Source organism: Bacillus infantis NRRL B-14911 (assembly GCF_000473245.1).
In the GTDB taxonomy this organism is placed as follows: Bacteria; Bacillota; Bacilli; order Bacillales; family Cytobacillaceae; genus Bacillus_AB; species Bacillus_AB infantis.
In genome coordinates this window covers 4,488,947-4,510,975 of record NC_022524.1, presented here as the reverse complement: position 1 = coordinate 4,510,975, position 22,029 = coordinate 4,488,947, and the positions used below count along the sequence as shown (strand labels likewise).

Genomic DNA, 22,029 nt, shown 5'->3' with positions numbered 1-22,029 from the left:
CAGGGGCCAAAGACAGCCCATGGCTCTGTCTTGTATTCGGAAAAAGGATATATTTTTCTGGAAAACATCATAATGTGTTTAGGATAAAAGGCTTTTCTCCGCTATAATGAAAGGGAATGCAGTCCTAAGTGATATTGATATGCAGGATGTGAACGGATTGAGACAGATATTTTCAATAGGCGCTTTTGCTGCTGCGATAGCGGCCTTCTACTTCTTATACCAGAGGCAGCTTGGTGCGGTCGCTTTCTTTTTGCTGTCCATCTACTTTCTGTACCTGGCCATGGGCCAGCTCTCCGGAAGAAAAGGCAGGGGGCCGGGGAAGAGGAAAAAGACCTGAAAGGGTCCCCGGATAGAAGCTCTTCCCGTGCAAAAGAAGGAACCCATCCGGGAGACCTGCAGCAGCAAGCCTTCCAAAAGTTTGTCTCACAGCAAAAATGCAAGGAAACTGGAGATAGAACTAGCATAAACACCAGCAATTTGTTTATAATGAAGAATATGTATTTTACATAAGCTGTCTATCCAGCTTGCAAAAGGCATTCTTATGCCTTTTATTCATCTAGGGATGCTTTTGGAGCGGCTGAATCCTATGCCTTTTTAAAAGCAATGCATATCCGGGAAGCCCCGGTGTTTTTAACAGTATTTGCGCTCCGATAGCGAGTGTTATATAGGGAAAGGAAGTGCGTATAGTGAGTCTAGACCAATTCACAAAAGAAGAGCTGCAGGAAATGTCCTTTATCGATATTGCCTACGAACTGCTTAAAGGCACAAAGCAGCAGGTTTCTTTTACCGACATTATGAACGAATATAAAACGCGTCTTGAAGTATCAGATGAGGAAATCCGCTCAAGGATCGCCCAGTTCTATACTGACCTGAACCTTGACGGCCGCTTCATTGCAATGGGAGAAAACCGCTGGGGCCTTCGCAGCTGGTACCCTGTTGATACAATGGAAGAAGATACAATGACAGCAGCGAAGCCGAAGAAGAAAAAGGCCAAGAAAGCGGCGAAGGCTGAAGACATCGATCTTGATCTGGACGAGTATGATGAGCTCGACGAGGAAGACATCGAATACGATGACCTTGATGACGATGATGATCTGGACGAGGATGACGACGATCTACTCGAAGACGATCTCGATGAGGACTCAGACGACGACTTCGAAGATGATGATGAACTTCTTGAAGATGATATCGAAGAAGACGAAGACCTTGATGAAGAAGACGAGGACCTCGACGAAGACGAAGAAGATCTATAATCGCTTGACTTTTCCAAGCCAGGCTTGTAGAATCATTTTTGGGCTCCTTAAAAAAGGACCATATGAATGTATATGCAATAGCGCTCCCTTACTGTTTGGTAGGGAGCGCTTTTTATTTTTAGCTGTTCTTGGCTACAACCAGGAACAGCAAATTTTTTTTAGGAAAAGCCTTACCTAAAGGATGCAGAAAATGCACAAACTGAATATGAGGGGGAAATAACATGACAAAGTATATTTTTGTAACAGGCGGCGTTGTGTCGTCATTGGGAAAAGGGATCACCGCTGCGTCTTTGGGCCGCTTGCTGAAAAACAGAGGCTTGAATGTCACCATTCAGAAGTTTGACCCCTATATCAACGTTGACCCGGGAACCATGAGCCCATACCAGCACGGTGAAGTTTTCGTTACAGGCGATGGCGCCGAAACGGATTTGGATCTTGGCCACTATGAGCGCTTTATCGATATCAATCTGACTAAGTTCAATAATGTGACAACTGGAAAAATCTATTCCACTGTCCTGAAAAAAGAGCGCCGCGGCGACTATCTGGGCGGAACAGTCCAGGTTATCCCGCATATTACCAATGAAATCAAAGAAAGAGTTATGCGTGCAGGTCATGAGACCAATGCCGATGTCGTCATCACAGAAATCGGCGGTACAGTAGGGGATATCGAATCCCTGCCATTCCTTGAGGCGATCCGCCAGATCAAGAGTGATATCGGCCGCGACAACGTTATGTATATCCACTGTACCTTGATTCCTTACATCAAAGCTGCAGGCGAAATGAAAACAAAGCCGACACAGCACAGCGTAAAAGAACTGCGAAGCCTCGGGATCCAGCCAAATGTCATTGTTGTTCGTACTGAGATGCCGGTTTCCCAGGATATGAAGGATAAAATCGGTCTGTTCTGTGACCTTGATCCGAAGGCTGTTATCGAGTGCCGTGATGCCGATACATTATACGCAGTCCCACTTGCCCTGCAGGAGCAGAATTTTGACCAGATCGTTTGTGATCACTTGAAGCTGGATTGCGGACAGGCAGATATGGCTGAATGGACAGAGCTTCTGAACAAGGTCCGCAATCTGTCCAAGACAACGAAGATTGCCCTTGTCGGAAAGTATGTTGAGCTGCAGGATGCCTATATTTCTGTTGTGGAAGCATTGAAGCATGCCGGCTATTCTTTTGATTCTGATATTGAAATCAAATGGGTCAATTCAGAAGAAGTAACAGAAGGAAACGTGGAGGAGCTTCTTCAGGATGCTGACGGAATCCTTGTTCCGGGCGGATTCGGCGACCGCGGCATTGATGGAAAGATCCTTGCCATCCAGTATGCGCGCGAGCAGAAGCGCCCATTCCTTGGCATCTGCCTTGGCATGCAGCTTGCTTCCATTGAATTTGCCCGCAATGTCCTTTCATTGGAAGGAGCGCATTCAGCGGAAATTGATCCTTCTACACCGCATCCGATCATTGACCTGCTGCCTGAGCAGAAGGACATTGAAGATCTCGGAGGGACGCTCCGCCTTGGCCTGCAGGCATGCAAGCTGAATGAAGAAACAAATGCATATGCTGCTTACCAGGATGAGGTTGTTTATGAGCGCCACCGCCATCGCTATGAGTTCAACAACCATTACCGCCAGGCAATGGAGGAGAAAGGATTTGTCTTCTCTGGTACAAGCCCGGACGGCCGTCTTGTTGAGATCATTGAAGTGAAGGATCACCCTTGGTTTGTCGCTTCCCAGTTCCACCCTGAATTCATCTCAAGGCCAAACCGCCCGCAGCCGCTGTTCCGCGACTTCGTCGGCGCATCCTTGAAGCATCAGGAAAATAACTAAGTATACAAAAGCCCCCTCTGGATTTGAGGGGGCTTAGTTTTTTAACTGGGTGAATAACTGCAAGATGCCCAAAGAGTGTAAGAAACCCTGTTGATTGCAGTGGAAGGCACGAAGACTCCTGCGGGATTGCAGCGGCAATGCTGAGACCCCGCAGCGCGTAAGCGTGAGGAGGCTCAGCGTCGCCCCGCGGAAAGCGAAGTGCCTGGAACGGAAATCAACAGCCCCATTAGAGGCAGAAAACTGTACTTGGAGTCATCTGTTCTGCTATTCATACTCACTCAATATCTCATCAATCGTGAACTTCAGACCATGGTACACAAAGAGTGCAGCGATGGCAGAGGGGTAGCCGAAGCGGTTTCCTTCTTCATCGGGAAGCAGTCCCTTTGTTAATTTCAGGTCGATATGGACATCCGCAAGCTCAGCGAGGGAAGGGCCTTCTCCTTCTACAGCAGTGGAAATGGCGGTAAACGGAATCATTTTTTCAGAAAGTGCTTTTGCCAGGGCGACTGCCTGTCCATCATTAGAGTGGCGGGAGATGATCAGAAAGCGGTCTGTATCAGCGATATCATTTTCTGAATGAGCATCAGTCCAATGGGCAGCGGATGCGAGCGGTTCTGCTCCTTCCGTGGCCTCCAGGGCAGCAGCCTTCATTTCGCGGGTGGCATAAATCTGGATCCTGCCTTCGCCTGCAGGGGCCTGGGCCAGCAGCCGGGCTGCGTCCTCAATGCTGAATTCTTCTTTTTCCATCAGCTTCTTGAAGATTCCCGTCAGCTGGGTTGAAAACATTTTTAGCAATGTGAACTTCCTCCTAATTGGTGCAATAATCAATCTGCAGGTCATAAACCCGGCAGGATCATGAACACTATTTGTGGTCTTATTATAGTGAAATGAAAGCTAAAGGTAAAATATTCGGCAGAATCGAACAAAAAGAAGCAGGAATTCAGACGGGAAAGGGAGAATGTTGAGAAGTGGATATATTTTCTATGACCAATGGTCACTTTTAAAAAAGCAGGAGTTTGATTTCACTGGCGCTGGAATCCCGCATAACAGCAGTCTGCATAGCTTCCGTGCGGGAAGCGGCAAGTGTCAGCAGTGAGCTTCTTATCTTATCGGGAAAGCGGGAATTCTTATGTGCTGTCAAAAATATAGAAGGGTTATCTAAGCCCGGCAGGACATAAGAATTCCGCTTTCTGTCTATCAGCATCAGATGTAACTATTTTAGGGAAGAGGTGGCTGTATGAAAGGGAAAATATTAATAGTAGACGATCAGTTCGGCATCCGCATTCTATTGAATGAAGTGCTGCAAAAGGAAGGCTATGACACCTATCAGGCTGCAAATGGCGTCCAGGCCCTCGAAATCGTTACAAAACATTCTCCGGATCTTGTCCTGCTCGATATGAAAATTCCCGGCATGGACGGCATTGAAATCCTGAAGAGAATGAAAGTCATCGACCAGGATATCCGTGTGATCATCATGACTGCCTATGGTGAGCTCGACATGATCCAGGAGGCAAAGGACCTGGGGGCTTTGACCCATTTTGCCAAGCCATTTGATATTGATGACATCAGGGCTGCTGTCAAAAAGTATGTCCCTATCACGAATTCATTTTAGGAGAGTCTGGATAAATTCTAATATTAAATGCCAGCTGGTTAAAAAAATATGCTGGTCCGGTCCAAAAAAATGAATATTTAAAATGATAGCGTTTGCTTTAAAATATTCTGTCCTGCAGCGAAAAATAGCGCTGGATTAATGGAATTTCTGATTCTCTTTTGGTATGATACAAATGAATTCCAAAGGATTGCGTCCGTTTTGCCTATTGCAAGATAGGGTACATATTCATGGGCATGCTGGGAAAAACTTTATGTGAATCCCTGTAAAGAACGATGCAATCATTAATAAGGAGGAAGAAATATGCCTTTAGTTTCCATGACTGATATGCTGAACAAAGCTAAATCAGAAGGCTATGCTGTAGGTCAATTTAATTTAAATAACCTTGAGTTCACTCAAGCGATCCTTCAGGCTGCAGAAGAAGAGAAATCACCTGTTATCCTTGGTGTTTCCGAAGGTGCAGCTCGTTATATGGGCGGCTTCAAGACAACTGTGAAAATGGTAGAAGGGCTTCTTGAGGACTATAAGATCACTGTTCCTGTTGCCATCCACCTTGACCACGGTTCAAGCTTCGATAAATGTAAAGAAGCAATCGATGCAGGCTTCACGTCTGTCATGATCGATGCTTCACACGGTCCTTTCGAGGAAAACGTGGAAATCACTTCTAAAGTGGTAGAATATGCACACTCAAAAGGTGTTTCTGTTGAAGCCGAGCTTGGAACTGTCGGCGGGCAGGAAGACGATGTAGTAGCTGACGGCGTCATCTATGCTGATGCTAAAGAATGTGACGAGCTTGTCAAGCGGACTGGCATTGACTGCCTTGCTCCTGCACTTGGCTCTGTTCACGGTCCTTACAAAGGCGAGCCAAACCTTGGCTTTGTTGAAATGGAAGAGATCGGAAAGCTTACAGGCATGCCTTTAGTCCTTCATGGCGGTACAGGCATTCCTACTAAAGACATCCAGAAAGCTGTTTCCCTTGGAACAGCGAAAATCAACGTAAACACTGAGAACCAGATTGCTTCCGCGAAGCGCGTGCGCGAAGTATTGGCGGCTGACACAGAAGTGTACGATCCGCGCAAATACTTAGGACCTGCACGTGAAGCGATTAAAGAAACAGTAATCGGCAAAATGCGCGAATTCGGTTCTTCTAACAAAGCTTAATACAGATCCAGTATGTTAAAATAGACTTGAAACCGCCTTTCTGAAAGGCGGTTTCAATTCATTTATGTCGATTTTAAAAAATAAGTCGAATAATCTTAGGGGGAAGCGAAATGAAATTTTTTATTGATACGGCAAACCTGGAAGAGATTAAAGAGGCCCATGCTCTGGGAATACTGGCAGGAGTAACGACCAATCCTTCTTTAGTGGCAAAAGAAAAAAATATTTCATTCCATGACAGGCTGAAGGAAATTGCCGAGCTTGTACCCGGCTCTGTCAGCGCAGAGGTCATCGCACTTGATGCAGAAGGCATGATCAAAGAAGGGAAGGAACTGGCGGCAATCGCCCCTAATATCACCATAAAGGTCCCAATGACACCGGATGGACTGAAGGCTGTCCATGCTTTTTCAAAAGAAGGGATCAAAACGAATGTAACCCTCATTTTCAGCGCCAATCAGGCTTTGCTTGCAGCAAGGGCCGGTGCTTCCTATGTTTCTCCATTCCTTGGCCGGCTTGATGATATTGGCCATAATGGTCTTGACCTTGTAACTTCCATCAGGGAAATCTTTGATATCCACGGAATCGAGACAGAAATCATTGCAGCTTCAGTCCGCCATCCGCAGCATGTCACAGATTCAGCCTTGAGAGGCGCCCATATTGCCACCGTCCCGCTTAAGGTCATCAATCAAATGTTTAATCACCCTCTGACTGACAAAGGGATTGAAGCATTTTTGGCTGATTGGGACAAGCGTTCTGAATAACCCCGAAGAGAGCACTGCTGCGCCGGGAATTATCTGAATAGGCGGAAATGTAAGTGCATACTTCAAAAATTTAACTTTTTTCAATTCTCATACATGAAGTTTAAATTTTCGTGTAAACTAGATGGTGAGGATAATGTCGGAATTCGTCTTTTGCTCATGGAAAATTATCCCTATACGGTAGCTTTTGATATAATGGACAAGCTATCCCATACTGAGAATGAAAAGTCCAACGGTGCTATACTTTCGCCTGCAGCGGCAGGCTGGCAATCAATGTTCAGAGATTTGCAAAGGCACTTAAGGGCAGGAAAGGAAGTCGAAAATGGAAAAGCTTATGATTGCGGGCGGCTACCCATTAAAAGGAACTGTTAGAATCAGCGGAGCCAAGAACAGTGCGGTAGCATTGATCCCTGCTACGATTCTCGCAGATTCCCCCGTAACAATTGAAGGTTTGCCGGATATTTCTGACGTTCAAATACTGAAAGGGCTTTTGGAGGAAATTGGCGGAAGTGTCGATTTTGCTGATAACGATATGACCGTTGATCCTTCTTCGATGATTTCCATGCCCTTGCCCAATGGAAAAGTTAAAAAGCTGCGTGCCTCTTATTATTTGATGGGGGCGATGCTCGGACGCTTTAAAAAAGCGGTGATCGGCCTGCCTGGCGGATGCCATCTGGGACCGCGTCCGATCGACCAGCATATTAAAGGCTTTGAAGCGCTCGGTGCCAGCGTGACAAATGAGCAGGGTGCCATTTATCTCCGCGCAGACGAGCTGAAAGGTGCAAGAATCTACCTGGATGTCGTCAGTGTCGGTGCCACGATCAATATTATGCTGGCTGCGGTCAGGGCCAAAGGGAAGACGATTATTGAAAATGCGGCGAAAGAGCCGGAAATCATCGATGTGGCAACGCTCCTCACCAATATGGGTGCGAAAATCAAGGGAGCGGGTACAGATGTCATCAGAATTGAAGGGGTGGACCAGCTGCATGGCTGCCGCCACACCATCATTCCGGACCGGATTGAAGCAGGGACATATCTGATCCTCGGTGCTGCTGCGGGTGAAGGGATCCTGATCGATAATGTCATTCCCCAGCATTTGGAATCACTGATTGCCAAGCTGCGTGAAATGGGCGTGAACATAGAGGCGGGAGATGACCAGATTTTTGTCAGTCCAGCTGAAAAAATGAAGGCCGTTGATATTAAAACGCTTGTGTATCCGGGATTCCCGACCGATCTCCAGCAGCCTTTCACGTCTTTGCTGACAGGGGCCGAAGGGACAAGCATGGTGACGGACACCATCTACGGTGCCCGCTTCAAGCATATTGATGAGCTGAGGAGAATGAATGCCAGCATTAAAGTCGAAGGCCGTTCAGCGATCATCAATGGCCCGATCCGTCTGCAGGGGGCCAAGGTGAAGGCGAGCGATCTCAGAGCGGGAGCCGCCCTCGTCATTGCCGGGCTGAAAGCCGAAGGTATAACGGAAGTGACAGGACTTGAGCATATAGACCGCGGCTACAGCCATCTTGTTGAAAAACTTAATGGGCTGGGTGCGACCATCTGGCGCGAGAATCTGACCAAGGAAGAAATGGAGCAGATGAAAAACGCCTGAAGACAGATAGAGAAAACAACCCGGGGAGGAAAACAGAATGGAAAGAAGTTTATCGATGGAGCTTATCCGTGTTACAGAAGCAGCAGCACTTGCTTCAGCCCGCTGGATGGGAAGAGGCGTAAAGGATGAAGCTGATGATGCTGCTACCTCTGCCATGAGGGATGTGTTCGACACGGTGCCAATGAAGGGTACTGTTGTAATCGGGGAAGGGGAAATGGATGAGGCGCCAATGCTTTATATCGGAGAAAAGCTTGGGACAGGCTATGGCCCCCGCGTCGATGTAGCGGTAGATCCGCTCGAAGGCACCAATATCGTTGCCTCCGGAGGCTGGAACGCGCTTGCTGTCCTGGCTGTCGCTGATCATGGCAATCTTCTTCATGCACCTGATATGTATATGGATAAGATTGCAGTCGGTCCCGAAGCGGTCGGTGAAATTGATATCAATGCTTCTGTTATCGATAACTTGAGGGCTGTCGCCAGGGCCAAGAACAAAGATATTGAAGATGTCGTGGCAACCGTGCTGAACCGGGAGCGTCATCAGCATATCATCAGCCAGCTGCGTGAAGCAGGGGCAAGGATCAAGCTGATCAATGATGGCGATGTTGCAGGTGCCATCAATACCGCTTTTGACCATACAGGTGTAGATATTCTGTTCGGATCCGGAGGTGCGCCGGAAGGGGTGCTCGCTGCAGTTGCGCTGAAATGCCTGGGCGGCGAAATCCAGGGCAAGCTGGTTCCGCACAGCGATGCTGAAGTTGAAAGATGCCAAAGCATGGGCCTTGACCTTGGAAAGATTCTTCGCATGGAAGACCTTGTCAAAGGTGATGATGCCATCTTTGCAGCAACAGGCGTCACAGACGGCGAGCTGCTGAGAGGGGTCCAGTTCAAGGGCTCTTACGGTTCTACACATTCACTTGTCATGCGCGCCAAATCAGGCACGGTCCGCTTCATCGACGGGCGTCACAGCCTGAAGAAGAAGCCGCACCTTGTCATGAAATAAAGATTTTTTTTTGCATGCCGGTGCAAACCCTTTCACTGAAGGGAATCGGAATCGGCCTGCAGAAAAAATGAAATAAGAGAGGGGACCTGGCTTGCCGGCTGAAGCCGGTCCCTTTATATATTCCCCCGACACAAGGCAATCTATGAAAGAACGAAAAAATTATATTGATTAACTTTCAGGTATAAGGGTAAAATAGAGATTGTTTTTGAAATCTGTTATGATGATTATGCAGTGCAGATATGGTCTGTTTAAGCCTGAGTGCCAGGAACATACCAAAGATACTATCCTTTTTAACAAGCTGAATCATCCTTCCAATGCTTCGATGAACCTCAAACGCTTTCTTTCCTTTTTCCTTTCATATTCTTAATACAGTACGATATTGTCATTTTATATGGGGAAAATGATTTAAAATTCAAAAGAGTGGTGTCAATATGGGATTAAATATATCCAGTTTAGAAAATATGAAGTTAAAAGAGCTCTATGAACTTGCCCGGGAATATAAAGTTTCCTACTACAGCAAGCTGACAAAGAAAGAGCTGATTTTTGCCATCCTGAAAGCCCGCGCTGAGCAGGAAGGCTACTTTTTCATGGAAGGCGTGCTGGAGATCATCCAGTCTGAGGGCTTTGGCTTCCTAAGGCCGATCAATTACTCGCCAAGCTCAGAGGATATCTACATTTCCGCATCGCAAATCAGGAGATTTGATCTAAGGAACGGAGATAAAGTATCCGGAAAAGTCCGCCCGCCAAAGGAAAATGAACGCTATTTCGGCCTCCTGCAGGTTGAAGCTGTCAATGGAGACGATCCGGAATCTGCCAAGGAGCGTGTCCACTTCCCGGCTTTGACGCCTTTATATCCTGATAGGCAGATGAAGCTGGAAACAACGCCGAAGCATGTGTCCACAAGGATCATGGACGTACTTGCACCGGTTGGATTCGGCCAGCGCGGACTGATTGTCGCTCCGCCAAAAGCGGGTAAAACGATGCTGATAAAGGAAATCGCCAACAGCATCACGACGAATCATCCTGAGGCAGAGCTGATTGTTCTCCTCATTGATGAGCGCCCGGAAGAAGTGACTGATATTGAACGTTCTGTTGCCGGTGATGTCGTCAGCTCGACATTTGACGAAGTGCCCGAAAACCATATTAAAGTGGCCGAGCTTGTCCTTGACCGGGCAATGCGCCTCGTGGAGCATAAACGGGATGTCATCATCCTCATGGACAGCATCACAAGGCTTGCTCGTGCTTATAACCTGGTCATCCCGCCAAGCGGACGTACGCTGTCCGGGGGGATTGACCCTGCAGCATTCCACCGTCCGAAGCGTTTCTTCGGGGCGGCGAGGAATATTGAAGAAGGCGGAAGCCTGACCATCCTAGCAACAGCCCTTGTTGATACCGGCTCACGGATGGATGATGTCATTTACGAAGAGTTCAAGGGAACAGGAAACATGGAGCTTCACCTTGACCGCCAGCTTGCAGAGCGCCGTATTTTCCCGGCCATCGATATCCGCCGTTCAGGTACACGGAAAGAAGAGCTGCTTATTCCGAAAGAGCATCTGGACAAGCTGTGGGCGATCAGGAAGTCGATGTCGGATGCGCCTGATTTTGCTGAGAAGTTCCTCCGCAAGCTGAAGCAGACGAAATCCAATGAAGAGTTCTTTGCCAATCTCGGCGAAGAAATGAAGAACGGCAGGCGTTCCCAATCCTGATCTATTCACAATCTGAAAGTCAGTAAATCCCATCTTGCAAAAACATGATGTCCTTGTTATAATAACAACAGTGTGTTTTTGAATTATACGGTGTGTCCAAGCATCGTACTATATAACTCTGTTTCGCAAGACTCAGGGCAAAAGGAGATGAAAGAAATGAAAGCAGGAATTCATCCTAATTACAAGAAAATCACGGTTACATGTGCTTGCGGCAATCAGTTTGAAACTGGTTCTGTAAAAGATGAGGTTCGTGTTGAGACTTGCTCTGAATGCCACCCATTCTATACTGGCCGTCAGAAATTCGCTGAAGCAGGCGGACGTGTGGATCGTTTCAACAAAAAATACGGTCTTAAAGGTCAACAGCAATAATGATAAGAAACAGGCAAGTTTTTACTTCTTGCCTGTTTTTTATTGCCGATAGAAGAATATGATGATTAGATAGGTTTATACTTTTAACAAAAAGTGTAAGTTGTAAAAGGGGAATTGGCGCTTTGGCGCCGTGTTTTCTTTAGCAAGGAAGGAGAGGCCACTCATGTATGTAATGAAGCACCACGGCTGGGTTGAGGTTATCTGCGGCAGCATGTTTTCGGGAAAATCGGAAGAGCTCATCCGCCGTGTCAGAAGAGCGCAATTTGCAAAGCAGAAGATAGCTGTGTTCAAGCCGCAGATCGATAACCGCTACAGCGAGGAAGCAGTTGTCTCCCACAATGGAACATCAGTCATTGCCAAACCCATCAGCCATTCAACGGACATCTTCAAGCATATTGATGAAGATATGGAGATTATCGCCATTGATGAGGTGCAATTTTTCGATGCTGAAGTTGTGAAGGTGATCCAGCATTTAGCTGATAGCGGATACCGGGTGATCGCTGCCGGGCTCGACCAGGATTTCCGCGGTGAGCCGTTTGGCCAGATGCCGGCTTTGATGGCAATTGCAGAACTTGTGACAAAGCTTCAGGCAGTATGTGCAGTGTGCGGTTCGCCTGCCAGCAGGACCCAGCGCCTCATTAACGGAAAGCCGGCTTCATACGATGATCCGGTCATTCTTGTCGGAGCATCAGAGGCTTATGAGCCGCGCTGCCGCCACCACCACGAAGTTCCGAAATCGCCGAATGTCCTCAACAGTTCGGAAACGACCCGTACGCTATCCTAATAGATGAAAGCTCAGGCTCTGCTTAGTGAAAGCAGGGTTTTTTGCTGTCTGAGTGGCCGGATTCCTCCAGCAAACTGCCTGAATTTGGGTTGCGGATTCACCTCCGGGAAAGGAAAACCTATTAATGGAGGTGTTTGAAATGATGAAATCCATTTTCGCAGCTGCAGCAGTCCTTCTGGCCGCTCTATTGGGAGGATGTGCACAGGATGATAATGTGGCGGGGATCCATGAGCAGAACGAAGACCAGAATGGGACAAACTTGATCACTGACGGCGGGGGCCAGGTAAAAAGGGGCCTTGATCAAGTGTCTGACGATGACCGCGACAGGACGATGAGCGATCAGAACCCGAACTTCCTCAATATCGATGGAGGGCGGGTCAACGATCAATCTGATGTTGACAAAGCGCGCCAGGTCGTCAATCAATACACAGAATATGAGCCGGATGAAGTCTGGATCAACGGCGGCCGCATGTGGGTCACGGCCCACACAGACAAAAGCCTGTCAGCCGAAGAAAAACGCAAGGCCCAGGCCGAACTGCACAAAACTCTCACCAAAGCCCTTCCACGGTATAACATTGAAGTGCGGTTGAGTGAGCGGTAGGAGAAGGTGAAAAAATGGTGACAGGTACCTGTACCACTTCTTTGAAATGGTGACAGGCACCTGTACCACCTTTCTGTGCGAAGACCTTGATTTGGGTAGGTTTGTATTGAATTGGGTGCCTGTCACCTATACCACTTCTTTTTTGAAAGGTGCCTGTCACCTATACCACTTCTTTTTTGAAAGGTGCCTGTCACCTATACCACTGCCTATGCACTTCCAGCCCTGGTTTTCCGGGGCTTTTTAGGTTTTGACCTGGGATGCGCTGTATACTATAATTAGAATGTTATGGGCATGATGGTTTAATGGACTTATTTTATGAATTTATGAGCTTTTTTAGGTGTGAAAGCCGATTTATATAGAATAGAATCAAAATGAGGTGAAGGACTGTGTACGATCGTCTTCAAGCTGTAGAAGATCGCTACGAAAGGCTGAATGAGCTTTTGAGCGATCCTGAGATTGTTAATGATACAAAGAAGCTGCGCGAATATTCCAAGGAGCAGTCAGGCATCCAGGAAACGGTGGAGGCATACCGCGAGTATAAAGAAGTCCGCGGGCAATACCAGGATGCAAAAGCGATGCTCGAAGAGAAGCTCGATGCAGAAATGCGCGAGATGGTGAAGGAAGAGATAGGAGAGCTCGAAGACAGAGTGGAAGCTCTGGAAGCGCGCCTGAAGATCCTTTTGATCCCGAAAGACCCTAACGATGATAAAAACGTTATTATGGAAATCCGCGGAGCGGCAGGCGGCGACGAGGCTGCTCTGTTTGCCGGTGATCTTTACCGCATGTACAGCCGCTTTGCCGAGGTGCAGGGCTGGAAAACAGATGTGATCGAGGCCAGCTCAACAGGTGTCGGCGGCTACAAAGAAATCATTTTTATCATCAACGGAAACGGTGCCTTCAGCAAGCTGAAGTTCGAGAATGGGGCCCACCGTGTTCAGCGTGTGCCTGAAACTGAATCTGGCGGCCGCATCCATACTTCGACAGCAACGGTTGCGGTTCTGCCGGAAGCGGAAGAAGTTGAAATCGAGATCCACGATAAAGATATCCGCGTCGATACATTTGCTTCAAGCGGACCAGGCGGCCAGAGCGTTAACACGACGATGTCAGCCGTGCGCCTGACCCACTTGCCTACAGGGACGGTTGTTTCCTGCCAGGACGAAAAATCACAGATCAAGAACAAAGAAAAGGCAATGAAGGTTCTTCGTGCCCGTGTATATGATAAATTCCAGCAGGAAGCACAGGCGGAATACGACCAGCAGCGGAAATCCGCAGTGGGCACCGGTGACCGTTCTGAACGGATCCGCACCTACAACTTCCCGCAAAACCGTGTAACAGATCACCGCATCGGCCTGACCATCCAGAAGCTTGACCAGATTCTTCAAGGCAAGCTGGACGAAGTGATTGATGCCTTGATCATGGAAGAGCAGTCAGCCAAGCTGAAGGAAGCTTCAGATGCCTGATCAGCCTATGAAAGTCTATGAAGCCCTGAAGTGGGCTTCTTCTTTTTTAGAAACGGCAGGGAGAGATTCCAACGCGGGTGAAATCCTCCTGGGCCACTTTCTGAATATGAGCCGTTCCCGCCTGCTTGCGGAGATGAGGGAAGAGCTGGATACGAGGATGCAAGGGGCCTTCAAAGAAGCAGTTCAGCTGCACGCGGACGGCAGGCCGGTCCAATATATCATTGGAAAAGAAGAATTTTATGGGCGGACATTCCTTGTGAATGAAAATGTCCTCATCCCCCGTCCGGAAACAGAAGAGCTGGTGCTGGAAGCCCTGAAGAGGAAGGAAAAGCTTTTCGGCAGAGAGGCTGCCTCTGCGGCTGCTGATATTGGAACCGGAAGCGGAGCGATTGCGGTAACCCTGAAATTGGAATCGCCTGACCTCCAGGTAACTGCCACAGATGTGTACGGGCCTTCCCTTGACACGGCAAAGGAAAATGCAGACAAGAACGGTGCTGAAATCGAGTTTATTTTAGGAGACCTGCTGCAGCCTTTCATAGAGGAAAGCCGGAAATTCGATATTATCATATCCAATCCTCCCTATATCCCGCTCAGCGATATGGAAGGGATGTCTGAAGTCGTCACCGAAAACGAGCCCCACCGCGCCCTATTCGCCGGCCAGGATGGACTCGACCTCTACCGACGCTTCATGGAAGAACTGCCGCTCGTCCTAAAAGAAAAATCACTCGTCGGCTTCGAGGTCGGCGCCGGCCAAAGCAAAGCCGTATCAGAACTGCTGCGGACCGCATTCCCAGATGCCAACATAGACATAGTCTACGACATCAATGGGAAGGACCGGATGGTTTTTGCGGAGATTGGCTGGCAGGATTAGTTTTGTTGAGGGAATTTATGCATTTGGATCCAGAGTAAGGGGGGCCATTGGTGGAATGGCTTCCTTTTTTTATTTTGAACTTGTATTTATGTTCAAATTTAATTAGGAATTTTTAAATAAGTGAGCAGGCATACCATTTTCATAAATTCTCGAGAAAACTGAAGGTGTTCCTGCCTTATTATTGGCGGAAATTACTCGTTGTGGGTGTTATTCTACATAAATTTTGATTTATTCCATATATTCTACATAAAAATCAAAAGATTCTACATAAAATACATTTATTTCCAATTGTTGATAGTGCAACACAAATAGTATAGTGCCATACAGAAAGGTCAACAGACAAAGAACAGAATCTAGTCTCCATCCTTTGGTCTTATGCACAAAAATTTTTGAAAAACCAGTTGATTGGAGTGCAAGGCACGAAGACTCCTGCAGGAAATAGCGGAAGAGTTGAGACCCCGCGGAAAGCGAAGTGCCTGGAACAGAAATCAACAGACCCCATTTATAAGCAATCTAAATGACAGATCTCAAACACGGGATCTTTTTTTTATATTTTGCTAGTTTAAGAATCCCCCTTCCTGTCCACAATGGATTAGTGAAGGGACGGTGTCGGAAATGACAGCAAAATCATTAGCGAAATTATATATCATTATCTTATCCTTAGGAACAATGCTAAGCCTATACATACCAAAAACAGAGGTAGCAGCGGAAGACCCGCTCGTCATACCGCAGGAAGCCATCCGCCTACGCATCCTCGCAAACAGTGACAGCGAAGGAGACCAGGCGCTGAAACGGCTGGTGAGGGACGCAGTCAATAAGGAAATCACTGAATGGGTCAGCGAACTGACTTCAATAGAAGAAGCCCGTTCATTAATCAAGTCGCGCCTGCCGGAAATCCAGGAGATAGCAGAGAACGTGGTAGAAGAAGAAAATTTTGATCAGACAGTTAAAGCCAATTTCGGCAAAGTGGATTTTCCTACTAAGCTCTATGGCCAGTTTCTATATCCTGCCGGCGAATACGAAGCAATTTTAATTACACTTGGTGAAGGCGATGGAGCGAACTGGTGGTGTGTTCTTTTTCCTCCTCTATGCTTTCTTGATTTCTCGAATGGAGTAGCTGTAAGTGATGGATTCGAAGAGGAAAATCAGGAAAAGGGAGAAGTTGGTAAAAAAGAACTAGATGGGAATGTGCTGGAAGATAGTAAGTCTAAAGAACCATCGAGCGAAAAAGAGCCGGTCTTTGTTAAAGAAGAGGAAGAAAAGCCGGAAGTTAAGTTTTTTATCAAAGAATTATGGGATAAAATCTTCGGATAGTATGCTGCTCTTTTCATAGAGCGGCTTTTCTTTTTATAGGAAAAACGGCACAAGAGAAGGTGATGCCATTGTTACAAGTGCATGACAAGCCTTTTACAGATGCTGGGAGCATGTTTGATTCTGGGAGAAGCGGATATTAAAGGAGTGTAAGCCAAAACAACAATTACTGAAAAGGAGATGGAAGACATGGCAAACAACAATAACAACGATAAAATGTCCCGCGAGGAAAGAGGCCGCAAAGGCGGAGAAGCAACCAGCAATAACCATGACAAAGAATTCTATCAAGAGATCGGTAAAAAAGGCGGAGAAGCAACATCTGAAAATCATGACAAAGAATTCTATCAGGAAATCGGCCAAAAAGGCGGAGAAGCTACTGCTGAAAGCCATGACAAGGAATTCTATCAGGAAATCGGTAAAAAGGGCGGAGAAGCTACTTCTGAGAACCATGACAAGGAATTCTACCAGGAGATCGGCCAAAAAGGCGGAGAAGCTACTTCTGAAAACCATGATAAAGACTTCTACCGCGAAATTGGTGAAAAAGGCGGAAATTCAAGAAACAACAACAACGACTAAGTTTATAGTGTAAAGGAAGTTTAAATTGAAAGATTCCAGATAGCACGGCAGCCCGTTAACTGATGGCTGCCGTGTTTTTTTATTCTTTTTATGTTCTACTTTTTCCCGCGCCCCATAGATATATTACTAGATTACAAAATCTTAGTGGGGTGAGCGTATGGAGACAATGATCCGCTGTGCACAAAATGGAGACGAAAATAAACTGGCCGCGTTTTTGGAAAAAGCCAATCTGGGGACAGAAGGCATTTCTGATTCTATCAATTATTTCTTGCTTATGGAAGATGAAGAGGAAAATATTAAAGCGACATTAGGCATTGAGCCTCTAGGAAGTGTGGGCCTCCTCCGCTCACTGGTACTTTCGGAAAGAGCATCTGAAAAAGATCTGCTGCTGCTTGTGGAGCAGATTCTGCGGCTTGCGAGGGAAAGGGAACTCGAGTCACTATATATGGCGACAAATAAAAAAGGAGCAGCAGAGTTCTTCAAACTGCTTGGCTTTCAGGATGAAAAAAGCGAGCTTCCGGAAGAACTGTACAGTTCCGCCCATGTCCAGCATATTCTAACTGTGGATAACTTTTCATTCCTGAAGCTTTCATTATGAATTGTGGATATATCCACAAAGTTATCCACTATTATCGAAAAGTTATACACAAATTGTGGACAAAACTTGAGTTATCCTCCATCTTCTTTTATACTTTCAAAAGTGATTGTGGTTTAAAAGCTGAAACAAAGGGTATACCACACAGAATTTGAACAGTATTGAAGGTGGGCATAACAATGAAGACAGAAATTTGGTCAGTGGATAAAAATGTGGATAGTTTAAATGATTATCCACAGATTAAACAGGCAGCTGCTCTTTTAGCCCAAAATGAGACGGTTGCCTTTCCGACTGAGACTGTTTACGGACTTGGTGGAAATGCAAGAAATGACGAAGCAGTCAAGAAGATATTTGAAGCGAAGGGCAGACCTTCTGACAACCCCCTCATTATTCATATTGCGGACAGGGAGCAGCTTGAGGGGATTGTGGAAAGTGTCCCGGCTAGTGCAGATAAGCTGATGGAAGCCTTTTGGCCAGGTCCGCTGACAATTATATTCAATAAAAAAGACGGGCAGCTCTCAGAGACAGCAACGGCAGGGCTGAATACGGTCGGAATCAGGATGCCGGATCACCCGGTGGCTCTCGCCATTCTCCGTGAAAGCGGCGTTCCGGTAGCCGCTCCAAGCGCGAACAGGTCCGGGCGGCCCAGCCCGACTACTGCCGGACATGTGAAGGAAGATTTGAACGGGAGGATTGCAGGAATTGTGGATGGCGGTCCTACCGGAGTAGGTGTTGAATCCACTGTCCTGGATTGTACGGGAGAGATTCCGGTCATCCTGAGACCTGGCGGAGTGACGAAAGAGCAGCTCGAGCGGGTAGTGGGAGAGGTAGCGGCCGATCCTGCGCTTGCCGATGAGAAGGAGGCGCCGCGCTCCCCCGGCATGAAGTATCGGCATTATGCACCTGATGCTCCCTTATATATAGTAGAAGGAACAAGGGAACGGATTCAGGAATTGGTGAACGAACAGCATACGGAAGGCCTGAAAGCCGGTGTGCTTACAACGGCCGAAAATGAAAAATTTTACGACAGCGATTTTACATTTATATGCGGCAAGAGAGCGAATCTGGAAACAGTGGCAGCCTCCCTTTACGAAGCATTACGGAGCTTCAACAGCTCTGGAGTGGATGTGATCTTCAGCGAATCCTTCCCCGCAGAAGGTGTCGGTGAAGCCATTATGAACCGGCTTCTCAAAGCAGCAGGCCATCGAATCATTAAATAATTTTAGTGCCAGGCACCGTCTGTGGACATTTCAATGTGATTTGTCCGCGGGAGGTGCCTGGCATTTTTTAGGCCCGCAGGAAGCGGGTCATGAGGACGTTGCCATACGACGTGGCGTACTTAGTCCGCGTTCCTCGATAGAACAGTCGCCTCCGCTTTTCTAATTCTATTTCCCCTTGGACGTGCATATGCTGAATTAGCAAGTCCAAGGAGGAGAATGGATGACTTCGTTTTTTGGGGAACTTATTACGTTGATGTTAATGGCGTTTGCCCTCGGGATGGATGCTTTTTCGGTCGGACTTGGCATGGGCATGTTCGAGCTGCGCCTGAGGCAAATTTTTAAAATAGGAATAACGATCGGTCTTTTCCATGTCTTCATGCCGCTGTTAGGAATGATTGCCGGCAGGTTCCTATCGGAGCAGTTCGGCTCTATTGCGGCCTATATCGGGGGAGGGCTGCTGCTGCTGCTCGGTGCCCAGATGATTTGGTCAAGCATCAAGGATGATGATTCAAGCTTGATTACACCCGTTGGTTTCGGCCTGCTCATTTTTGCGTTGAGTGTCAGCCTGGACAGCTTTTCGGTCGGTCTCTCTCTTGGAATTTATGGAGCGAAAACAGCGCTTGTCCTGGTATGTTTCGGTGCAGCCGCGGCGATTCTGACATGGGCAGGGCTATTGGCCGGACGCAAGGTTCAGGGATGGCTTGGATCCTACAGCGAAGCACTCGGAGGAGCCATCCTCCTCGCTTTCGGCATAAAGCTGTTATGGCCATTTTTTTAATGCGGGAGGCTATTCATTCATTGCAGAAAATAAAGGCATCCTGGCGGGTGTCTTTTTATGTTGCGTTCCTTTTGCTGGGCAAGCTGTCTTCTCATTTCGGTTTGTCCGGCTCCAGGGGCTAGAGCCTCGATCATAAGTCACTTTAGGATTGAAGGCAAAGAACGCCTTCTATCCTAAAGCGTCTTATGCTTGTCAGGGCTGAGCAAGCCCCCTCCGCATTTCGTATTGTCCAGCTGCGACGGCTAGGGCCTCGAGTCATAAGCCACGCTAGAATTAAAGGCAAAGAACGCCTTTTATTCTAGCGCGTCTTAGGCTTGTCGGCCCTGGGCAAGCCGTCTCCGCATTTCGGTTTGTCCGGCTCCAGGGGCTAGAGCCTCGAGTCATAAGTCACTTAGGAATTAAAGGCAAAGAACGCCTTTTATTCCTAAGCGCCTTATGCTGGGCCCGCAGGATGCGGGTCATGCGGACGTTGCCACAGGACGTGGCGTTTTTAGTCCGCGATCCTTAATCTGAGCAAGCCCCTTCCGCACTTCGTGTTGTCCAGCTCCGGGTGCTAGCCCTTCGAGTCATAAGCCACTTTAGGATTGAAGGCAAAGAACGCCTTTTATCCTAAAGCGTCTTATGCTTGTCAGGGCTGAGCAAGCCCCCTCCGCATTTCGGTTGTGAACTTTCTATAAATTTTTCCATGCTTGTCTATTGAAACTGTGACAATTGGCTTATAATGGAGGGAAAGGGGGCTGCATCGATGAGACGCGTATTGTTTGTTTGTACTGGTAACACTTGCCGGAGCCCGATGGCAGAGGCTATTTTGAAGAGCAGGGAGCTTCCGGGGATTGAGGTGAAGTCTGCTGGTGTGTTTGCTGCCAATGGGGGACAGGCCTCCGCACATGCGAAGCAGGTTCTTGAGGAGCAGGGGATTGCCCATGTACATACCTCGAGCGCACTGACGGCAGAGCTGGTTGAGTGGGCAGATGTCATTTTGACGATGACGTCCGGGCATAAATGGAATGTGGTCAGCATGTTTGAGGGAGCAGAGGGCAAAACCTTTACACTGACAGAGTTTGCAGGGGAACACGGCGGTGAGATCCTTGATCCATTCGGCGGAAGCCTTGAAATATACAGAGAAACCTTTAATGAACTGAAAAAGCATATTGAACAGATTATTAACAAATTAGAGAAGTAACGACCAGGGGGCAATCATGGAGAAGAAGCGCTATAAGTTCGGGTTGAGAAAAAAGCTTGTGCTGTTAACGACCATACTGGCATTCATTACCTACACCACGAGTGCGGTGTTCATTTATGGTCTTTATCCAATTGTGAAGGAGTATCTGCCGTTCGGGGAAGCGGCTTTTAACATTATCACGCTTTCTCTTGGGGCCATGTGGTCCGGTGTATTGACATTCGTTGCGGCCGGCTTTATCACGAAACCGCTGCAAAAGCTGGAGAAGACAGCTCTGAAAGCGGCAGAAGGCGATATCAGGGAAGACGCGGAGCTTTCCAAATCAGATGATGAAATCCGTTCCCTCGGAGCGGCGTTCAACCATATGCTTTCAAATCTCCGGGAAATGGTCGCGAAAATCGATGAAAATTTTCAGCATACCAATGATAAAGTAATCAGCATTTCACAGGAAGCATCAGCTGCTGCCGAGCAGGCTGCAAGCATCTCCAGGACAATCGGCGAGATTTCCCTGGGTGCCGACAGCTCAGCTGTGTCGATTCAGGCGACTGCCGAGTCGGTCGAGGATGCAACAAGGATTGCTGAAGAAGTACAGCAGCAGGCGAAAACGTCCCAGCAGGTTTCCGGTGAGCTAGTCGATGATCTGAATGAGTCGAAGAAAGTCATCCACTCTCTTGTAACTGGAATTACCAAGCTGGCGGAAGATAATCAGGAATCATTGCAGACCGTCAAGCGCCTCGAAGATAATGCTGCGAAGGTAGAGCAGATCATCCAGCTGGTGGGAGATATTGCAGCTCAGACCAACCTGCTGGCGCTGAATGCTTCGATTGAGGCTGCGCGTGCAGGTGAGCACGGCAAAGGCTTTGCCGTCGTGGCAGAGGAAGTCCGGAAGCTGGCTGATGAAAGCGCCAAAGCGGTCCAGGGCATTTCCGAATTGATTAAAAACATCCAGAATGAAGTCCAAAATGTTGTTAGGCAAATTACGGACCAGGTCGAAACGGCATCTGCCGAGGGGAAAAAAGGAGTCAAAACCAATCAGGTCATCGGTGAAATGACGAATACCGTCAACCAGATGGCTTCGTCTGTCACAACGATTTCGAGCCTGGTGGAGCAGCAGATGGAAGGCATCCGCCATTCTGCCACCCAGTCGCAGGAAGTGGCAGCCATCGCGGAGGAAACATCCGCCGGAGCCCAGGAGGTCGCCTCTGCAACTGAAAATCAATCAATGGTCATTTCCAATGTGGAGAAGCTTGCTTTTGAATTGAAGGATGAGGCGGAAAAGCTGAAGGAAACGATCACCAAGTTCAGGGTTTAAACAACAAGAAAGAATCTCTGCGGCACAAGCGGGGATTCTTCTTTATTTCA

General features: G+C 47.7%; 22 protein-coding genes and 1 pseudogene. 22 read left to right on the top strand and 1 reads right to left on the bottom strand.

The window, feature by feature from the left end:
* Positions 1-157: 157 nt before the first annotated feature.
* The 3 genes from N288_RS22230 to N288_RS22220 all read left to right on the top strand — a co-directional run bounded on the left by N288_RS22230 (position 158) and on the right by N288_RS22220 (position 3,082).
* Entirely contained in the window at positions 158-337 is a 180-nt protein-coding gene (locus N288_RS22230; protein WP_224948820.1) for a hypothetical protein, read from the top strand.
* Between the two features lie 349 nt (positions 338-686).
* Positions 687-1,253 (top strand): DNA-directed RNA polymerase subunit delta, encoded by a 567-nt coding sequence (rpoE, locus tag N288_RS22225; RefSeq protein WP_009792590.1) that lies wholly within the window; start codon positions 687-689, stop codon positions 1,251-1,253.
* Between the two features lie 221 nt (positions 1,254-1,474).
* Positions 1,475-3,082 carry a CTP synthase gene (locus N288_RS22220; protein WP_009792592.1) on the top strand — a complete coding sequence of 536 codons (1,608 nt, stop codon included), beginning with the start codon at positions 1,475-1,477 and terminating at the stop codon, positions 3,080-3,082.
* Between the two features lie 264 nt (positions 3,083-3,346).
* On the opposite strand, the gene N288_RS22215 is transcribed toward N288_RS22220, so the two are convergent.
* Entirely contained in the window at positions 3,347-3,877 is a 531-nt protein-coding gene (locus N288_RS22215) for a DUF2529 domain-containing protein (protein ID WP_022544506.1), read from the bottom strand.
* 442 nt (positions 3,878-4,319) lie between these two features.
* Between N288_RS22215 and N288_RS22205 the strand changes: the two genes are divergently transcribed.
* From N288_RS22205 to N288_RS22120, 19 genes and pseudogenes are all read left to right on the top strand, one after another.
* Complete coding sequence (locus N288_RS22205; RefSeq protein WP_009792595.1) at positions 4,320-4,694, top strand: response regulator; 375 nt, start codon at positions 4,320-4,322, stop codon at positions 4,692-4,694.
* A gap of 300 nt (positions 4,695-4,994) precedes the next feature.
* Positions 4,995-5,852 (top strand): class II fructose-bisphosphate aldolase, encoded by an 858-nt coding sequence (locus tag N288_RS22200; protein WP_009792596.1) that lies wholly within the window; start codon positions 4,995-4,997, stop codon positions 5,850-5,852.
* Positions 5,853-5,962: 110 nt separating this feature from the next.
* Positions 5,963-6,610: a fructose-6-phosphate aldolase gene (fsa, locus tag N288_RS22195; protein WP_009792597.1), complete on the top strand. Its 648-nt coding sequence runs from the start codon at positions 5,963-5,965 to the stop codon at positions 6,608-6,610.
* 319 nt (positions 6,611-6,929) lie between these two features.
* Complete coding sequence (locus N288_RS22190) at positions 6,930-8,216, top strand: UDP-N-acetylglucosamine 1-carboxyvinyltransferase (RefSeq protein WP_009792598.1); 1,287 nt, start codon at positions 6,930-6,932, stop codon at positions 8,214-8,216.
* A gap of 37 nt (positions 8,217-8,253) precedes the next feature.
* Complete coding sequence (gene glpX, locus N288_RS22185; protein ID WP_009792599.1) at positions 8,254-9,216, top strand: class II fructose-bisphosphatase; 963 nt, start codon at positions 8,254-8,256, stop codon at positions 9,214-9,216.
* A gap of 431 nt (positions 9,217-9,647) precedes the next feature.
* Complete coding sequence (gene rho / locus N288_RS22180; RefSeq protein WP_009792602.1) at positions 9,648-10,922, top strand: transcription termination factor Rho; 1,275 nt, start codon at positions 9,648-9,650, stop codon at positions 10,920-10,922.
* Between the two features lie 156 nt (positions 10,923-11,078).
* Positions 11,079-11,291 carry a 50S ribosomal protein L31 gene (gene rpmE, locus N288_RS22175; RefSeq protein ID WP_009792603.1) on the top strand — a complete coding sequence of 71 codons (213 nt, stop codon included), beginning with the start codon at positions 11,079-11,081 and terminating at the stop codon, positions 11,289-11,291.
* A gap of 163 nt (positions 11,292-11,454) precedes the next feature.
* Positions 11,455-12,075: a thymidine kinase gene (locus N288_RS22170; RefSeq protein ID WP_009792604.1), complete on the top strand. Its 621-nt coding sequence runs from the start codon at positions 11,455-11,457 to the stop codon at positions 12,073-12,075.
* A gap of 139 nt (positions 12,076-12,214) precedes the next feature.
* On the top strand, positions 12,215-12,676 hold the full coding sequence (locus N288_RS22165) for a hypothetical protein (protein ID WP_141195050.1): 462 nt from the start codon (positions 12,215-12,217) through the stop codon (positions 12,674-12,676).
* 386 nt (positions 12,677-13,062) lie between these two features.
* Positions 13,063-14,136, top strand: a complete 1,074-nt coding sequence (prfA, locus tag N288_RS22160; RefSeq protein ID WP_009792606.1) for a peptide chain release factor 1 — start codon at positions 13,063-13,065, stop codon at positions 14,134-14,136.
* Positions 14,129-15,007 (top strand): peptide chain release factor N(5)-glutamine methyltransferase, encoded by an 879-nt coding sequence (gene prmC, locus N288_RS22155; RefSeq protein WP_009792607.1) that lies wholly within the window; start codon positions 14,129-14,131, stop codon positions 15,005-15,007. Before prfA ends, prmC begins: the two co-directional genes overlap by 8 nt.
* A 615-nt stretch (positions 15,008-15,622) precedes the next feature.
* On the top strand, positions 15,623-16,321 hold the full coding sequence (gene spoIIR / locus N288_RS22150) for a stage II sporulation protein R (RefSeq protein WP_009792609.1): 699 nt from the start codon (positions 15,623-15,625) through the stop codon (positions 16,319-16,321).
* A gap of 186 nt (positions 16,322-16,507) precedes the next feature.
* Positions 16,508-16,894, top strand: coding sequence for a glucose starvation-inducible protein GsiB (gene gsiB, locus N288_RS22145; RefSeq protein ID WP_022544504.1), 387 nt, complete (start codon positions 16,508-16,510; stop codon positions 16,892-16,894).
* A 157-nt stretch (positions 16,895-17,051) separates the two neighbouring features.
* Positions 17,052-17,492, top strand: coding sequence for a GNAT family N-acetyltransferase (locus tag N288_RS22140; protein ID WP_009792611.1), 441 nt, complete (start codon positions 17,052-17,054; stop codon positions 17,490-17,492).
* A gap of 176 nt (positions 17,493-17,668) precedes the next feature.
* A complete protein-coding gene (locus N288_RS22135; RefSeq protein ID WP_009792612.1) occupies positions 17,669-18,709 on the top strand; it encodes an L-threonylcarbamoyladenylate synthase in 1,041 nt (346 codons plus the stop codon).
* Positions 18,710-18,929: 220 nt separating this feature from the next.
* Positions 18,930-19,487: a manganese efflux pump MntP gene (locus N288_RS22130; protein ID WP_022544503.1), complete on the top strand. Its 558-nt coding sequence runs from the start codon at positions 18,930-18,932 to the stop codon at positions 19,485-19,487.
* Positions 19,488-20,232: 745 nt separating this feature from the next.
* The gene (locus N288_RS22125; RefSeq protein WP_035401974.1) at positions 20,233-20,670 is read left to right on the top strand and encodes a low molecular weight protein arginine phosphatase; all 438 of its coding nucleotides are present in this window, start codon (positions 20,233-20,235) and stop codon (positions 20,668-20,670) included.
* 16 nt (positions 20,671-20,686) lie between these two features.
* Positions 20,687-21,040: pseudogene (locus N288_RS25915) on the top strand (HAMP domain-containing protein); the annotation flags it as partial.
* On the top strand, positions 21,032-21,979 hold the full coding sequence (locus tag N288_RS22120; RefSeq protein WP_410110759.1) for a methyl-accepting chemotaxis protein: 948 nt from the start codon (positions 21,032-21,034) through the stop codon (positions 21,977-21,979). The pseudogene N288_RS25915 and the gene N288_RS22120, both read left to right, overlap by 9 nt.
* Positions 21,980-22,029: the final 50 nt, after the last annotated feature.

What these genes read in the sequence shown, in the direction of transcription:
- N288_RS22135 (WP_009792612.1), top strand. Translation starts at nt 17,669, where the DNA reads ATGAAGACAGAAATTTGGTCAGTGGATAAAAATGTGGATAGTTTAAAT.
- N288_RS22190 (WP_009792598.1), top strand. Translation starts at nt 6,930, where the DNA reads ATGGAAAAGCTTATGATTGCGGGCGGCTACCCATTAAAAGGAACTGTT.
- N288_RS22165 (WP_141195050.1), top strand. Translation starts at nt 12,215, where the DNA reads ATGATGAAATCCATTTTCGCAGCTGCAGCAGTCCTTCTGGCCGCTCTA.
- N288_RS22130 (WP_022544503.1), top strand. Translation starts at nt 18,930, where the DNA reads ATGACTTCGTTTTTTGGGGAACTTATTACGTTGATGTTAATGGCGTTT.
- N288_RS22125 (WP_035401974.1), top strand. Translation starts at nt 20,233, where the DNA reads ATGAGACGCGTATTGTTTGTTTGTACTGGTAACACTTGCCGGAGCCCG.
- rho (WP_009792602.1), top strand. Translation starts at nt 9,648, where the DNA reads ATGGGATTAAATATATCCAGTTTAGAAAATATGAAGTTAAAAGAGCTC.
- N288_RS22140 (WP_009792611.1), top strand. Translation starts at nt 17,052, where the DNA reads ATGGAGACAATGATCCGCTGTGCACAAAATGGAGACGAAAATAAACTG.
- N288_RS22170 (WP_009792604.1), top strand. Translation starts at nt 11,455, where the DNA reads ATGTATGTAATGAAGCACCACGGCTGGGTTGAGGTTATCTGCGGCAGC.
- prmC (WP_009792607.1), top strand. Translation starts at nt 14,129, where the DNA reads ATGCCTGATCAGCCTATGAAAGTCTATGAAGCCCTGAAGTGGGCTTCT.
- rpmE (WP_009792603.1), top strand. Translation starts at nt 11,079, where the DNA reads ATGAAAGCAGGAATTCATCCTAATTACAAGAAAATCACGGTTACATGT.
- glpX (WP_009792599.1), top strand. Translation starts at nt 8,254, where the DNA reads ATGGAAAGAAGTTTATCGATGGAGCTTATCCGTGTTACAGAAGCAGCA.
- N288_RS22220 (WP_009792592.1), top strand. Translation starts at nt 1,475, where the DNA reads ATGACAAAGTATATTTTTGTAACAGGCGGCGTTGTGTCGTCATTGGGA.
- gsiB (WP_022544504.1), top strand. Translation starts at nt 16,508, where the DNA reads ATGGCAAACAACAATAACAACGATAAAATGTCCCGCGAGGAAAGAGGC.
- N288_RS22120 (WP_410110759.1), top strand. Translation starts at nt 21,032, where the DNA reads ATGCTTTCAAATCTCCGGGAAATGGTCGCGAAAATCGATGAAAATTTT.
- spoIIR (WP_009792609.1), top strand. Translation starts at nt 15,623, where the DNA reads ATGACAGCAAAATCATTAGCGAAATTATATATCATTATCTTATCCTTA.
- N288_RS22205 (WP_009792595.1), top strand. Translation starts at nt 4,320, where the DNA reads ATGAAAGGGAAAATATTAATAGTAGACGATCAGTTCGGCATCCGCATT.
- fsa (WP_009792597.1), top strand. Translation starts at nt 5,963, where the DNA reads ATGAAATTTTTTATTGATACGGCAAACCTGGAAGAGATTAAAGAGGCC.
- N288_RS22200 (WP_009792596.1), top strand. Translation starts at nt 4,995, where the DNA reads ATGCCTTTAGTTTCCATGACTGATATGCTGAACAAAGCTAAATCAGAA.